This is a genomic window from Paracoccus sp. (in: a-proteobacteria) (assembly GCF_047973135.1).
GTDB lineage: Bacteria > Pseudomonadota > Alphaproteobacteria > Rhodobacterales > Rhodobacteraceae > Paracoccus.
The window spans coordinates 1-13467 of sequence record NZ_JBKEBL010000149.1; the positions used below are offsets into that span (position 1 = coordinate 1).

General features: G+C 64.5%; 13 protein-coding genes and 2 pseudogenes. 6 read left to right on the top strand and 9 right to left on the bottom strand.

All coding sequences use genetic code 11. The features are described 5' to 3' along the window. A pseudogene (locus tag ACK5L9_RS11400) lies at window positions 1-334 on the top strand (C4-dicarboxylate ABC transporter substrate-binding protein); the annotation flags it as partial. 14 nt (window positions 335-348) lie between these two features. Here ACK5L9_RS11400 and ACK5L9_RS11405 read toward each other — a convergent pair. Next, window positions 349-1167, bottom strand: coding sequence for a helix-turn-helix domain-containing protein (locus tag ACK5L9_RS11405; RefSeq protein WP_416911585.1), 819 nt, complete (start codon window positions 1165-1167; stop codon window positions 349-351). Window positions 1168-1298: 131 nt separating this feature from the next. On the opposite strand from ACK5L9_RS11405, the gene ACK5L9_RS11410 reads away from it, so the two are divergent. The 5 genes from ACK5L9_RS11410 to kynU all read left to right on the top strand — a co-directional run bounded on the left by ACK5L9_RS11410 (window position 1299) and on the right by kynU (window position 6302). Next, the gene (locus ACK5L9_RS11410) at window positions 1299-2276 is read left to right on the top strand and encodes a VOC family protein (protein ID WP_416911586.1); all 978 of its coding nucleotides are present in this window, start codon (window positions 1299-1301) and stop codon (window positions 2274-2276) included. A gap of 5 nt (window positions 2277-2281) precedes the next feature. Then, entirely contained in the window at window positions 2282-3250 is a 969-nt protein-coding gene (locus tag ACK5L9_RS11415; RefSeq protein ID WP_416911587.1) for an NAD(P)H-quinone oxidoreductase, read from the top strand. A 93-nt stretch (window positions 3251-3343) separates the two neighbouring features. Then, the gene (locus ACK5L9_RS11420; RefSeq protein ID WP_416911588.1) at window positions 3344-4198 is read left to right on the top strand and encodes a fumarylacetoacetate hydrolase family protein; all 855 of its coding nucleotides are present in this window, start codon (window positions 3344-3346) and stop codon (window positions 4196-4198) included. A gap of 80 nt (window positions 4199-4278) precedes the next feature. Continuing rightward, complete coding sequence (locus tag ACK5L9_RS11425) at window positions 4279-5118, top strand: tryptophan 2,3-dioxygenase (RefSeq protein WP_416911589.1); 840 nt, start codon at window positions 4279-4281, stop codon at window positions 5116-5118. After that, on the top strand, window positions 5118-6302 hold the full coding sequence (gene kynU, locus ACK5L9_RS11430) for a kynureninase (RefSeq protein ID WP_416911590.1): 1185 nt from the start codon (window positions 5118-5120) through the stop codon (window positions 6300-6302). Before ACK5L9_RS11425 ends, kynU begins: the two co-directional genes overlap by 1 nt. Window positions 6303-6318: 16 nt before the next feature. Here kynU and ACK5L9_RS11435 read toward each other — a convergent pair whose 3' ends face one another. The 8 genes and pseudogenes from ACK5L9_RS11435 to ACK5L9_RS11470 form a co-directional block, all read right to left on the bottom strand. After that, entirely contained in the window at window positions 6319-7239 is a 921-nt protein-coding gene (locus ACK5L9_RS11435) for an SDR family oxidoreductase (RefSeq protein ID WP_416911591.1), read from the bottom strand. A 240-nt stretch (window positions 7240-7479) separates the two neighbouring features. Further along, window positions 7480-8346, bottom strand: coding sequence for a MaoC/PaaZ C-terminal domain-containing protein (locus ACK5L9_RS11440; RefSeq protein WP_416911592.1), 867 nt, complete (start codon window positions 8344-8346; stop codon window positions 7480-7482). Next, window positions 8331-9245 carry an SDR family oxidoreductase gene (locus ACK5L9_RS11445; protein WP_416911593.1) on the bottom strand — a complete coding sequence of 305 codons (915 nt, stop codon included), beginning with the start codon at window positions 9243-9245 and terminating at the stop codon, window positions 8331-8333. Before ACK5L9_RS11445 ends, ACK5L9_RS11440 begins: the two co-directional genes overlap by 16 nt. A gap of 31 nt (window positions 9246-9276) precedes the next feature. Then, window positions 9277-10452 (bottom strand): acyl-CoA dehydrogenase family protein, encoded by a 1176-nt coding sequence (locus tag ACK5L9_RS11450; RefSeq protein WP_416911594.1) that lies wholly within the window; start codon window positions 10450-10452, stop codon window positions 9277-9279. Then, window positions 10445-11338 carry an HpcH/HpaI aldolase/citrate lyase family protein gene (locus tag ACK5L9_RS11455; RefSeq protein ID WP_416911595.1) on the bottom strand — a complete coding sequence of 298 codons (894 nt, stop codon included), beginning with the start codon at window positions 11336-11338 and terminating at the stop codon, window positions 10445-10447. The genes ACK5L9_RS11450 and ACK5L9_RS11455 overlap by 8 nt, the downstream gene beginning before the upstream one ends. Next, window positions 11335-11787, bottom strand: a complete 453-nt coding sequence (locus tag ACK5L9_RS11460; protein WP_416911596.1) for a MaoC family dehydratase — start codon at window positions 11785-11787, stop codon at window positions 11335-11337. The genes ACK5L9_RS11455 and ACK5L9_RS11460 overlap by 4 nt, the downstream gene beginning before the upstream one ends. A gap of 15 nt (window positions 11788-11802) precedes the next feature. Further along, complete coding sequence (locus ACK5L9_RS11465; RefSeq protein ID WP_416911597.1) at window positions 11803-13005, bottom strand: acetyl-CoA acetyltransferase; 1203 nt, start codon at window positions 13003-13005, stop codon at window positions 11803-11805. 3 nt (window positions 13006-13008) lie between these two features. Then, window positions 13009-13467, bottom strand: a pseudogene (locus ACK5L9_RS11470) (hypothetical protein); the annotation flags it as partial.

Genomic DNA, 13467 nt, shown 5'->3' on the forward strand with positions numbered 1-13467 from the left:
CCTTGACCTGCCTCTGGGCACGACACCGATGCTGGTGCTGATGAACAAGCGTAAATACGAAAGCCTGTCGGACAGCGCCAAAGCCGTCATAGACGCGCGTTCCGGCGCGGCCTTTGCCGACCGCTTCGGTCCGTCCTTCGATCAGAATGTCCTTGAGGCAAAGGAAAGGATGGTGTCGGAAAACGGCATTCAGATTTTTGCGCCCGACGCTACCCAGACCGGGGAATGGCGAAAGGCGCTGGATGTCGCCACGCAGGAATGGATCGCCGGAACCGAGAACGGGCAGGCCATCCATGACGCTTTCGCCGCCGCGCTGGATGCCGCCGAAAACTGAGCGGGGCCGCCGGTTCAGGCCCCTGCCCCCTGCCCTGCGCTCTGCCCGGTTCGGCCTTCGGGCAGGGCCAGCGCCCGCAATTCGGCCGAAACTTCCTGCGTGACGCCGATCAGCTTGTCGCGATAGACCTCGATCGCCTTGTCGAATTTCATCGCGCTGGTGGTCCAGATGATCGTCAGGCAGGCGGCGATCTGGCCATCGTGGAAAATCGGCGAGGACATGCTGCATGTGCCCTGACGAAAGTGGTCGCGCCGAAAGCCGACGCCAAGCTGCCGGGTCTGTTCCAGCAGCGCATCCAGCGGACCCTCGGGCAGGATGATCGGGTCAGTCAGGCCCAGTTCGTCGCGCAGTCCCGCCAGCGCATGTTCACGTTCGGCATCGCCGGAAAAGGCCAGATAGGCCCGCCCGCTGGACACCTCAAGCATTGGCAGGGCCAGCCCGACCATGCCCTGATCGATCGAATAGGGGCTGGTGTAATGGGTCGATTCGCGGATGTGCATGCGATAGTTGCGATATGTCACCAGATCGACGGGCCAGCGGATGTCACGCCCCAGCCGCGTCATGGCGGGCAAGGCCGCCTGCACCACCCCGTCCTCGTCGCGGAACCCCGAGCTAAGCGATTTGGCGTGCAGCGTCACCCGCCAGTTGTCGCTGGAATGGTCGCGGATGACGAAATGCATCGCCTCCAGCGTTTCCAGCAGGCGATAGACGGTCGGGCGCGGGATACCCGTCGCCCGCGCCACCTCGGCCGCTTTCAGCCCGTCACCCTGATTGACGGCCTGCAATATCTGCAACCCCCGCCGCAACGAGCGGACGGCCTCGAAGCCTGACATCTGCGTTCCCCCCTTGCGGGCCCTGTTCCCCGTTCAGCTTACGCGCTGTCCGGCCAGCGGACAATCCGGCAAAGCCCTGTCCACCGCACCGCGCCCCGGACTAGGCTGGACCAAAGCGACAGGAGGACATCATGAGCCTTGCGGCACTGGGTTATCTTGGCATCCGCTCATCGCGGACCGGCGATTGGGACAGTTTCGCCACCGGACTTCTGGGCATGCAGCGGGTGGATGGCAGCCGCGGCAGCCGCGCCTTTCGCATGGATGACCGCAAGCAGCGGCTGCTGGTGACGGATGACGGCGATGACGGGCTGGATTTCATGGGATGGGAGGTGAACAGCCCCGCCGAACTGGACGCGCTGGCCGGACGGCTGGAAAATGCCGGGATCGCGGTGACGTCCGAAACGACACTGGCCGCGCAACGTCTGGTCGGGCGGCTGATGTCGTTCAACGATCCTGACGGCAACCGGATCGAAGTGTTCTGCGACCCCGAAGTCACATCCGATCCATTCGCGCCGGGACGGCCAATCTCGGGTTTCAAGACCGGGCCGCTGGGGATGGGCCATGCGGTGCTGCATGTCGAAAATCCGGACATCCTGCTGCCCTTTTATCGCGACCTGCTGGGATTTCGCGTCACCGATTACGGGCTGACGCCCTTTCCGTTGTATTTCTTTCACCTGAACGGGCGGCATCACAGCTTTGCCATGGTCGGCAGCGGGCGGCGGGGCATTCATCATTTCATGATCGAGCTGCTGTCGCTGGACGATGTCGGGCAGGGTTATGATCTGGCGCAGCAGGATCAGGGCCGCGTCGCCTATGCGCTTGGGCGGCATTCGAATGACCACATGCTTAGCTTTTATGCCAATTCGCCGTCGGGGTTCTTTGTCGAATATGGCTGGGGCGCGCGAGAGATCGACCCGCAGACATGGGTGGCGCATGAAACCACGGACGGGCCCAGTTTCTGGGGGCACGAGCGGTTGTATCTGCCCGAGGATTCACCGGCAAGGCAGCAGTTGCGTGAAATGGCCATGGACACGGCGCGACGCGGGCGGCGGGCGGCGGATCCGGCCAGCAACTGCGCCTGGCTGGACCGTGTGATCCGGCAGGGGTGACGCGGATGCGGGCGGTTGAAATCCGGGGTGCGGGCGGACCAGAGATGCTGCGCCTTGCCACGCGCGACAGGCCGGTACCGGGGCCGGGTCAGATGCTGATCGCGGTGGCGGCGGCAGGGGTGAACCGGCATGATTGCAACCAGCGGCAGGCGGGCGCGCATCACGACGGCACGCCGGTACCGGGGCTGGAGGTCGCGGGGACCGTTGCCGCATGCGGCGCAGAGGTCGAGGGCTGGCCTGCGGGCACGCCCGTGATGGCGCTGGTGCAGGGTGGAGGTTACGCCGGATACGCGCTGGCCGAAGCGGCGCTTGCCCTGCCCGTCCCCGATGGGCTGAGCCTTGATCAGGCGGCGGGCCTGCCCGAGGCTTTGTTCACCGCGTGGTGGAATTTCTTTGGCCTGATGCGGCTGATCCCCGGCGAGGTGGTGCTGATCCATGGCGGCACCAGCGGGGTCGGCCATATCGCGATACAGGCGCTGTCGGCACTGGGATACAGGGTGATCGCGACTTGCGGCAGCGATGACAAGCTGCTGGCCGCGCGGCGCTTTGGGGCCTTCGCCGCGATCAGTTATCGCGCAGAGGATCTTGCCGGTCAGGTGCTGGCCGCAACCGACGGCGCGGGGGTCGATGCGCTGCTGGACATGTCGGCGGGCGCGCATCTTGAGGCCGATATGCAGATGATGGCCCCCGGCGGGCGGATCGCGCATCTGTCGCCGGGGCGCGGCGCGGTTCTGGCCGTGCCGCTGCGGACGCTGATGGCCCGGCGCATCGCGATCACCGGATCGCTGCTGCGGCCCCTGCCTCTGGCGCTGAAGGCCGGGGTCGCCGCCATGCTGCGCCGCGATGCGGTTCCGTTGCTGGGTCGCAGCGTCCGCCCGCATATCGCCGCAACCTTTCCGCTGGATCAGGCCGCGCAGGCCCATGCCATGATGGAGGCGGGTCGGCACATCGGAAAAATCCTGCTGTGCCCCTGACTGTCCGGCAGGCGGACGGCCTCGGATCAGCGCGGGTCTGGCCCCTGCGGCGGCGCTAGATCCCGATCAGACCCAAGCAAGGAAGGTGAAACGATGCGCATCTGTTCTTATGTGAAACCCGATGGCCGGGCCTCTTACGGGATCGTCCGGGGCGACCGGCTGCTGGATGCGGGGGCGATGCCCGGCGTGACCCATGCAGACCTGCGCGCCGTTCTTGCGGCCGGGGCGCTGGCCGGCCTCGCGGCGGCGGCGGATGGCGCGCCGATGCTGGAGATGGCCGATGTGACGCTGTTGCCGCCGGTCCCGAACCCCGACAAGATCATCTGCATCGGCCTGAACTATATGAGCCATATCCGCGAAACCGGGCGCGACAAGCCCGCGAAACCCTCGATCTTTACGCGCTATCCGTCCTCGGTCGTGGGCAGCGGTGTGCCATTGATCCGCCCGAAAGCCTCTGACTGGTTCGATTTCGAGGGCGAACTGGCCGTCATCATCGGCAAGCCGGGCCGCAATATCCCCGAAACCCACGCCTTCGAACATATCGCGGGTTACAGTTGCTTCAACGACGGCTCGATCCGCGATTTCCAGCGCCACACTTCGCAATTCTGGGCGGGCAAGAATTTCGTCGGCTCTGGCGCGATGGGGCCATGGCTGGTCACGGCGGACGAACTGACCGATCCGGCGGCGCAAAGCATGGAAACGCGGCTGAACGGCGAGGTGGTGCAATCCACGCCCATCGCCGACCTGGCCTTTGGCATCCCCGAACTGATCGCCTATCTGTCCGTCGTGACCGAACTGCTGCCCGGCGACGTCATCGCCACCGGCACCCCCAGCGGCGTCGGCCTGTTCCGCGAGCCAAAGCTGTTCATGAAACCCGGCGACCGGATCGAGGTGGCGATTTCGGGAATTGGCACCCTGTCGAACGATATTGTCGCGGAAAGCACCTGACAATCCGCGCTTGTTGCCTTGCGGGATCTTGCCAAAACGCGCAAGCGGGCTGATCCTGCCCCGCAACAAGGGAGCGGATCATGAACGAGGACGCCTATAATCCCGAAGCGGACGGCGCAAAGACGGATTTTGGCGATGCGATGTCCTATGGCGATTATCTGCATCTGGATGCGCTGCTGTCGCAGCAGCACCCCCTGAGCGACGCGCATGACGAGATGCTGTTCATCATCCAGCATCACACCAGCGAATTGTGGATGAAGCTGATCCTGCACGAAATGACCGCCGCGCGCAGGATGCTGATCGCGGGCCATTCGGGCGAGGTGTTCAAGATGCTGGCCCGTGTCAGCCGCATTTTCGAACAACTGAACCAGCAATGGGAGGTGCTGCGGACGATGACTCCGGCGGACTATACAACCTTTCGCGCCACGCTTGGCGGGTCTTCCGGGTTCCAGTCCCATCAGTACCGGCTGATCGAGTATCTTCTGGGAAACCGCAATCCCAACATGCTGAAACCCCACGCACATGCGCCGGAAATCCTGCGACTGCTGACAGATGAGCTGGCACGCCCGAGTATTTACGACGAGGTGGTCAGGCTGCTGTTCAGGACGCTGGACGGGCACGAGGACAACGTCCCGCCCCCCCAGCTTGACACCCCCCACAAGGCGCTGCCTGAAATTCAGGACCGGTGGAAGATCGTCTATCAGAATGTCGGCACATACTGGACGCTTTACGAACTGGCCGAAAAGCTGGTCGATCTTGAGGATTACTTTCGCCGCTGGCGCTTTAACCATGTCACCACCGTCGAACGGGTCATCGGGTTCAAGCGCGGCACGGGCGGGACATCCGGCGTCGCCTATCTGCGCAAGATGCTTGACGTCGTGCTTTTTCCCGAATTGTGGAATGTCAGGGGGGAATTGTGATGCTGCCCAGAAAAGAGCTGTTCGCGATTCCCGAAGGCGTCATCTATCTTGACGGCAACTCTTTGGGGGCCATGCCGCTGGCGGCAATGCAGCGCGCCGCCACCGTCATTGCCGATGAATGGGGGCAAGGGCTGATCCGGGCCTGGAACACGGCGGACTGGATTTCGCTGCCCAAACATGTCGGCGACCGCATCGCAGGGCTGATCGGCGCCCCTGCCGGTTCAGTCGCGACGGGCGACACGCTGTCGATCAAGGTCTTTCAGGCGCTGTCCGCCGCCCTGTCGATGCGCCCCGGCCGCAAGGTGATCCTGTCCGATGACGGGAATTTCCCGACCGATCTGTATATGGCGCAGGGCCTGACCCGGCTGCTGAACGACGGGCACAGGATCCTGACCCCCGCCCCCGAGGATGTCGCCGCCGCGATCAGCGACGAGGTGGCGGTCGTCATGCTGACCCATGTGGATTACCGCAGCGGGCGCATGCATGACATGAACGCCATCACACAGGCCGCACAGGCCGCCGGGGCGGTGATGATCTGGGATCTGGCCCATAGCGCCGGGGCCGTCCCGGTGGATATTCAGGGATCGAATGCCGAATTTGCCATCGGCTGCACTTATAAATACCTCAATGGCGGCCCCGGCGCGCCAGCCTTCATCTATGCCCGGCCCGACATTGTGAACAGCATTGCACCTGCGCTTTCGGGCTGGATGGGGCATGATGCACCCTTTGCCATGGAACTTGATTACCGACCCGCCATGTCAACCGAGCGGTTGCGCGTCGGCACCCCGCCCATCGTGCAATTGTCCATTCTGGACGCCGCGCTGGACGTGTGGGACGGCCTGTCCATGGACGAGGTCCGGGCGGCCTCGCTGTCGCTGTCGGAGCTGTTCATCGCCGAGGTCGAAAGGCGATGCCCGTCGCTGCGGCTGGCCTCGCCCCGCGATCCGGCCCTGCGCGGAAGCCAGGTGTCATTCGCCTTCGATCACGGCTATGAGGCGATGCGCGCGCTGATCGACCACGGCGTGATCGGAGATTTCCGCGCGCCCGACATCATGAGATTCGGCTTTACGCCGCTGTATCTTGACCGTCAGGACATTATGATTGCCGCCGGGCGGATCGAACAGGTCATCGCCGGGGAACTGTGGCGCGATCCCCGGTACAAGATCAGATCGCGCGTGACCTGAGCGCGCGGCCCCATCCTCACCCGTTTTCCCCTGAACGCCGGCCCATATCGGCACTTTGCCTGCCCTGCTGTCCCGTTTTCAAGATTTCGGGCATGACTGCCCTGTGAAAGCCATTGAATTCAGGGGTGTTTCGCGCCTGATACGCGCCCGTCCAGGTCTGCCGCGCATTGGGCGCACCGCCATCGACCCGCAGACAGGATCCGGTGACATAGGCTGCGGCGGGCGACAACAGATAGACCACCGCCGCCGAAATCTCGGCCTCGGTCCCATAGCGCGGCAGTGGTACCTTAGCCGCATATTCCAGCAGGCGTTGGGTAATATGCGGCTCGTACTGATCGAAACCTGACGAAGCGATCCCTCCGGGCGCGACCGAATTGACCCGGACCCCCGAATGCGCCCATTCGCAGGCCGCCGTTTCCGTCAGCGTCAGCATGCCGCCCCGCGCGGCGCCCGAATGGGCAAATTCGGGCCAGCCATTCCAGATATCGGCGATGATGTTGACGATGGCGCCGCCATGCGCCTCCATCCAGCGGGTATAGGCCTCGCGCATGAAAATGAAGCCGCCGGTCAGATTGTTGCGCACCACCGCCTCGAACCCCTTGGTGGACAGGGTTTTCATCTCGGCGCGGTACTGCCCGCCCGCATTGTTCACAAGCCCGTGGATCGCGCCGAACCGCGCCAGCGTGCCGTCGATCGTGGCAATCACCTGAGCCTCGTCGCGGATGTCGCAGGCCATCGCCGCAACCTTGCCGCTATCCTCATGGATTTCGGCGGCCACTCGGTCCAGCTTGTCAGGATTGCGCCCGACGATCACCACCTGCGCGCCCAGATGGGCCAGCTCGTGCGCCATGCAGCGCCCGATCCCCGAACCGCCGCCGGTGACGATGATTACCTTGCCGTCGAACAGGCCCGGCGCGAAAACAGATGCATATCCCATATCAGCGCCTCATGCCGCCAGAAACGACCCCCGGCGCGAAGGTGATCTTCGATGGCCTGCGTTGCGGTGTTTCGAACATCCGGATTTCTCCTTGTCTTGCGTTCAATTGAAAGAACTGGCGTATCGTAATGCAGATTGCTTTCATGATATAGACTGACGACTTTCCTTTGATTATGCTGTCCGGCTATAACCATTTGATTTTACGCAGGGGCAGCGGCTGAACAGCAGCCCGGCCCGGCATCAGGCCAGTTCCGAAACCCCCTGATCAATCACCAGACGACCGCCCGCATGCGCCTCGAACAGGATGCGGCCTTCCTGATGCCAGCAGCGAAACTCCAACCGCTCGCCCGGCATGACCACGCCCGCAAAGCGCAAATCCAGCGAGGCCATCCGCGCCGGATCGCCATCGCAAAAAGCCCGCAGGATCACCGCGCAGGCCGTCCCGTAAGAGGCAAGCCCGTGCAGGATCGGCGCGCTGAACCCGGCCCGGCGCGCGACGGTGTAATCGGAATGCAGCGGGTTGAAATCGCCCGACAGGCGATAGATCAGCGCCGCGCGGGGCGAGGTCGGCACCTGTTCCACATGATCGGGCGGGCGGTCGGGCATGCCGGGGCGCGGCAGACGGGGCAGCGGCTTACCGCCATAGCCGCCATTGCCCAGCATCGCGACGGTCTGGTCAATGGTGGCATAAAGCGTGCCGTCGGCGCTGTCGCGCACCTCGCGCCGCAGAACGCAGACCGAGCCCTTGTCGGCCCCCCGGTCGTAAAGCCGGGTGATCCGGGCGCGGCTTTCGACCTGCGCCTCGGGCGGCAGGGGCGCGCCGAACCGGCAGGCATGCGCCATGTGCAGCACCTTTTCCCAGACGATCCCCAGCGCCGGGGCCTTGGGCCACATCCCCGGCGTCGCCAGCACCACCGCGAAAGAGGGCAGCACGCGCAACCGGTCCTCGACCAGAAAATCCAGATCGCCGCTTTCGCCGGGACTGAAGGGCAGACCGATGCCCAGAGCGTACAGCATCACGTCGCGGGCGGTATAGCCCTGTGTCCTTGCACCGAAATCCCACGTCCTCAGACGTTCCGCGTCAAAGGGCATCAGACCGGATCCCATGTAAAGACATCGCCCGATTTGTGCAGCGGGTAGAAGTCATTTTCGAATTGCGGAAATACCCGCCCGACGATGGTCTCGGGGGTCCAGCCAGCGGCGGTATGGGCGGTACGCAGCGGGCGCGGCTGCGAGAACAGGTAGATCTCGTTATTGCGCGACCCGAAGATCTGCCCGGAAACGCCCGCCGCCCCGTCCGAACACAGTGCCACGCACAGCGCCGCAACCTTTTCGGGGATCAGCCTTTTCAGCCCCTCAACGCGCTTTTGCTGTTCCGGCGTGTCGGCGGGGATCGACGACACCATCCGCGTCCAGGCAAAGGGCGCGACCGCGTTCGAGCGCACTCCGAACCGCGCCATGTCGATCGCAATCAGCTTGGACATGGCGACGATGCCCAGCTTTGCCGCACCGTAATTCACCTGCCCCAGATTGCCGATCAGCCCCGAGGTCGAGGCCATATGCACATAGGCCCCGCCTGCCTGCGCCTTGAAATGCGGGGCAGCGGCGCGGCTGACGTTGAAGCTGCCCTTCAGATGCACCGCGACAACCGCATCGAAATCATCCTCGGTCATCTTGTGGAACAGTACGTCGCGCAGATTTCCGGCATTGTTGACCACCGCGTCAATCCGGCCAAAAACATCAAGCGCCGTCTGCACCATGCCCTGCGCATCGTCCCATGACGCGACCGAGCCGAAATTGGCGACGGCCTTGCCGCCCATTGCTGCGATCTCGGCCACGACGTCATGGGCGGGTCCGGTGTCGGCGCTGTCATCGCCTTTCAGCGACACCCCCAGATCGTTCACCACGACCGAGGCCCCTGCCCGCGCCATCTCCAGCGCGACCGCCCGGCCCACTCCGCGCGCCGCGCCCGTGACCAGCACCACCTTGCCGTCCATCATTCCCATGATTTCCTTCCTTTTCCCCGCGCCTTGCGGATCAATAGCTTTTCGGCAGATCCAGCACCTTTTCGGCGATAAAGCTTTGGATAAGCTGTTCGGTGACAGGTGCGATGCGCGTCACCGTCACCTCGCGCAGCAGGCGCTCGACATGGTATTCCTTCGCATAGCCAAAGCCGCCATGCGTCAGCACCGATTGCAGGCAGGCGTCATAGCCCGCGCGCGCGCCCAGAAACTTGCCCGCATTGGCCTCGGCACCGCAGGGCTTGCCCGTGTCATACAGTTCGGCCGCCTTCAGCAGCATCAGCCACGCGCTTTCCAGATACATCCAGCGTTCCGCCAGAGGGTGCTGGATGCCCTGGTTCATGCCGATGGGCCGGTCAAAGACGACGCGTTCCCTTGCATATTTCGCCGCGCGGGACAGTGCGTCGCGGCCGATGGCGACGGCCTCGGTTCCGACCAGGATACGCTCGGGGTTCAGCGAATGCAGGATGTAGGAAAAGCCCTTGCCCTCGTCGCCGATGCGGTGATCCTCGGGGATGAACAGGTCGTCGATGAAGATGGCGTTGGAATCCACCGCCTTGCGGCCCATCTTGGGGATGCGCTGGACGTCGATATGGGCGCGGTCCAGATCGGTGTAGAAGATGGTGATGCCATCGGTGGGTTTCTGGCAATCCTCGTATTTCGTGGTCCGGGTCAGCAGCATGATCTTGTTGGCGACCTGCCCGGTCGAGGTCCAGACCTTCTGCCCGTTCACCCGATAGCCGCCGGGCACCTTTTCGGCAAAGGTCTTGATCCGCGTGGTGTTCAGACCGGCATCGGGTTCGGTAAAGCCAAAGGCCACCTTGTCCTGCCCCGTAACCAGCCGCGGGATCCATTCCGATTTCTGTTCGGGCGTGCCGAACACCACCACCGGATGCGGCCCGAACAGGTTGATATGCACGGTCGAGGCCGCCGCCATCCCGCCGCCATTGCCCGCAACCTCGTGCATCATGATCGCCGCCTCGGTCACACCAAGACCCGCGCCGCCATATTCCTGCGGCATGGTGATCCCCAGCCAGCCCGCATCGGCCATGGCCTTGTGAAATTCATGTGGAAACGCGCCGTCATCATCGCGTTCCAGCCAGTAATCGGCGTCAAAGCGGTTCACCACGCCGCGTACCCCCTCGCGGATGGCGTTCAGGGTCTCTTGCCGTTCTTCTGCGCTGTCATACATAGCCCGTCCTCCGTTGCGTCCCGTCCCCGGCCAGGGCCAGCGTGCGCCGCGCCGCCTTGAGATGGGGAATGTCATACATCCTGCCGTCGATCCCGACCGTGCCCAGACCGGGGTTTTCGTCGAACAGCGCGACGATGCGGCTGGCCAGCGCGATATCGGCCGCAGTCGGCGCGAAACCCGCCCTGATGCCTGCGATCTGTGCCGGATGAATGGCCAGCCGCCCGGCAAAGCCGTCGCGGCGGGCGATCCGGCAGGATGCCGTCAGCCCGTCGCGGTCGCGGAAATCAGCATAAAGCGTGTCCAGCGCCGGAACCCCGGCATTCGCCGCCGCCATCAGGCACAGCGAGCGGGCAAGCTGATAGGGCGCGGTCCAGTCGCCGCCAGCGTCCTTGTTCGCCGTAGCGCCGATGGCAGCCGACAGATCCTCGGCCCCCCAGGTCAGCGCCGCAAGGCGCGGATGGGCCGGTGCATAGCTGGCAAGGTTGAACATCGCCGCCGCCGTCTCGGTCGCGACGACGATCACCCGGACGGACCCCCGCGCCATCCCCGCCGCCGTTTCCAGCGGGTCCAGCAGATCCGACAGCCGCGCCACATCCTGCCCGCCATTCGCCTTGGGCAGAACGATGCCCGCAAGACCGGGCCGCACCACGGCCTTCAGATCGTCGGCGGTCAGGCCGGTGTCGAACGGGTTCACCCTGACCCACAGAGCCGGCCCGCCGCCATGGCCGTCGATCCAGGCGCCAAGCCCGGCCCGCGCCCCGGCTTTGTTCGCGGGGGCAACGCTGTCCTCAAGATCCAGGATCAGCCCGTCGGCCCCGCAATCGCGCGCCTTGAGGAATTTCCTTTCGCTATCGGCAGGAACGAACAGAAGCGCAGTCAGCGTCATACCGGCTCTCGCATCATCAGGGCCAGACGCCTGCATTCGCAGACCACCTCGTCGCGCTGATTGATGCCGCGATGAAGAAAGGTGACGATGCCCTGCGTCGGGCGCGATTTGCTGAGCCGCATGTCCAGCACCTCGGTTTCGGAACGGATCGTGTCGCCGATGAAAACCGGCCTGGGGAATTTCACCTCGTCCCAGCCCAGATTGCCCACCGTCGTGCCAAGCGTGGTGTCGCCCACCGACAGGCCGACGACCAGACCCAGGGTAAAGACCGAATTGACCAGCGGCTTGCCAAATTCAGTCCTTGCGGCATAGTCATAGTCGATATGGATCGCCGCCGGGTTCATGGTCAGCGTGCTGAACAGCACGTTATCCGTCTCGGTCACGGTGCGCCGCGTGTCGTGACGGATGACCTCGCCACGTTCGAATTTCTCGTAATAGCGTCCTGCCATCTTATCGCCCCTTTTTCAAAGCCGTCCAAAGATCGACACCGCCGCGACCGAGTTGGACGGCTGCCCGCCCAGGTTATGCGTCAGCCCGAAATCCACCTGCCCAAGCTGCCGCTGCCCGGCGCGACCCAAAAGCTGGGCATGCACCTCGAACGCCATGCGCAGCCCGCTTGCGCCGACCGGATGGCCAAAGCACTTCAGCCCGCCATCAACCTGCGCCGGAATTGCGCCGTCACGGTCAAAGCGGCCGTCCAGACAGTCAAAGGCCCCGCGCCCCGGATCGGACAGGCCAAGATCCTCCATGGTCACAAGCTCGGTGATGGAAAAGCAGTCATGCACCTCGGTCAGACTGATTTCGGCGCGGGGGTCGGTGATGCCCGCCTCGGCATAGGCCCGGCCCGCCGCGATGCGCGTGCCGGGCACATAAGATCCGTCCCAGGCGCCATACTGGCTTTCCCAGCCATGGCTGGCACAGATCTGCAAGGCTTTCACCGCGACCAGATCGGCGCGGGCCTTGCCAAGCGCCATCGCCGCCTCGGGCGTCGCGACAATGGCGCAGGCCGCCCCGTCCGAGACGCCGCAGCAATCGAACAGCCCCAGCGGATCAGCGATCAGCGGCGCGTTCAGGATCGTGTCCATATCGACCGGCCTGCGCAGATGCGCCTTGGGCGACAGCGCGCCGTTCTGGTGGCTTTTCCAGCTTACATGCGCCATGCCGCGTTTCAGATCTGCGGCACTGACGCCGTGTTTCGCGCGATAGGCCCCGGCAAGCTGTGCGAATGTGCCGGGGGCCGAGCCATAGGGCATCCACAGATCGTTGACCGCGCCCTTGGTACGGACCGGCAAGCCGCCAAAACCGGTATCCTTCAGCTTTTCCACCCCAAGGGCCAGCGCCACATCCACCGCGCCCGAGGCCACCGCATAGACCGCCCCGCGCAGCGCCTCGGTTCCGGTCGCGCACATGTTTTCAACGCGCGTGACGGGGATCCCCTGCAATCGCAGCGCGTTGGCCAGCGGAATGGCCGAATTGCCGGTATTCACGTCATCCAGCGCGCTGCCCAGCCATGCCGCCCCGATCCGATCCTTGCCGATCCCGGCATCGGCCAGCGCCTCGGCAAAGGCCTCGGCCATCAGATCGTCGGATGACATGTCCCAGCGTTCGCCGAATCTGGTGCATCCCATGCCCATGATGACCGCCTTGTCGCGGATGCCGCTTGCCATGGCTCAGCCCTCCGCCGCCAGTTCGGGGCGCGTGATCGGCGCCGCTTTCCAGAAATAACTGCGGAACCGCCGCTGCCGATCCATGGCCTTGATCCGGAATCGCATGCGCACCGGATCGCCGACCTCGGGGCTGCGGCCCTCGGTGTCGCAATGCTCCATCGTAACCCGCGCGCCGTTTTCGAACTGGATCAGGCCGAAATGGAATGGCGGATCGGGGGTGAAATTCAGCCGGTCTGCGGTGATCGAAGCCACCTGCGCAGGAACGTCGCGCAGGACGATGTCGTCGTAATCCTCGGGACCGGTCGCGTCGGGGCGAACGGGGATCGGCGTCTTTGGGAACTGCGCATTGCCGCCCCGGTCGCGCCCTCCGACAAAGCCATGCATATCGCGCCCGTGCCGCAGCAGGGTCGAAGCCGAAACCTTCTGGTTGACCTCGGCGCGCGGGCCCCAGTCCAGCGACAG

Coding starts and splice junctions, on each gene's coding strand:
- ACK5L9_RS11410 (WP_416911586.1), top strand. CDS start 1,299: ATGAGCCTTGCGGCACTGGGTTATCTTGGCATCCGCTCATCGCGGACC.
- ACK5L9_RS11435 (WP_416911591.1), bottom strand. CDS start 7,239: ATGGGATATGCATCTGTTTTCGCGCCGGGCCTGTTCGACGGCAAGGTA.
- ACK5L9_RS11440 (WP_416911592.1), bottom strand. CDS start 8,346: ATGGGATCCGGTCTGATGCCCTTTGACGCGGAACGTCTGAGGACGTGG.
- ACK5L9_RS11465 (WP_416911597.1), bottom strand. CDS start 13,005: ATGGCAAGCGGCATCCGCGACAAGGCGGTCATCATGGGCATGGGATGC.
- ACK5L9_RS11405 (WP_416911585.1), bottom strand. CDS start 1,167: ATGTCAGGCTTCGAGGCCGTCCGCTCGTTGCGGCGGGGGTTGCAGATA.
- kynU (WP_416911590.1), top strand. CDS start 5,118: ATGCTGCCCAGAAAAGAGCTGTTCGCGATTCCCGAAGGCGTCATCTAT.
- ACK5L9_RS11450 (WP_416911594.1), bottom strand. CDS start 10,452: ATGTATGACAGCGCAGAAGAACGGCAAGAGACCCTGAACGCCATCCGC.
- ACK5L9_RS11445 (WP_416911593.1), bottom strand. CDS start 9,245: ATGGGAATGATGGACGGCAAGGTGGTGCTGGTCACGGGCGCGGCGCGC.
- ACK5L9_RS11420 (WP_416911588.1), top strand. CDS start 3,344: ATGCGCATCTGTTCTTATGTGAAACCCGATGGCCGGGCCTCTTACGGG.
- ACK5L9_RS11415 (WP_416911587.1), top strand. CDS start 2,282: ATGCGGGCGGTTGAAATCCGGGGTGCGGGCGGACCAGAGATGCTGCGC.
- ACK5L9_RS11425 (WP_416911589.1), top strand. CDS start 4,279: ATGAACGAGGACGCCTATAATCCCGAAGCGGACGGCGCAAAGACGGAT.
- ACK5L9_RS11455 (WP_416911595.1), bottom strand. CDS start 11,338: ATGACGCTGACTGCGCTTCTGTTCGTTCCTGCCGATAGCGAAAGGAAA.
- ACK5L9_RS11460 (WP_416911596.1), bottom strand. CDS start 11,787: ATGGCAGGACGCTATTACGAGAAATTCGAACGTGGCGAGGTCATCCGT.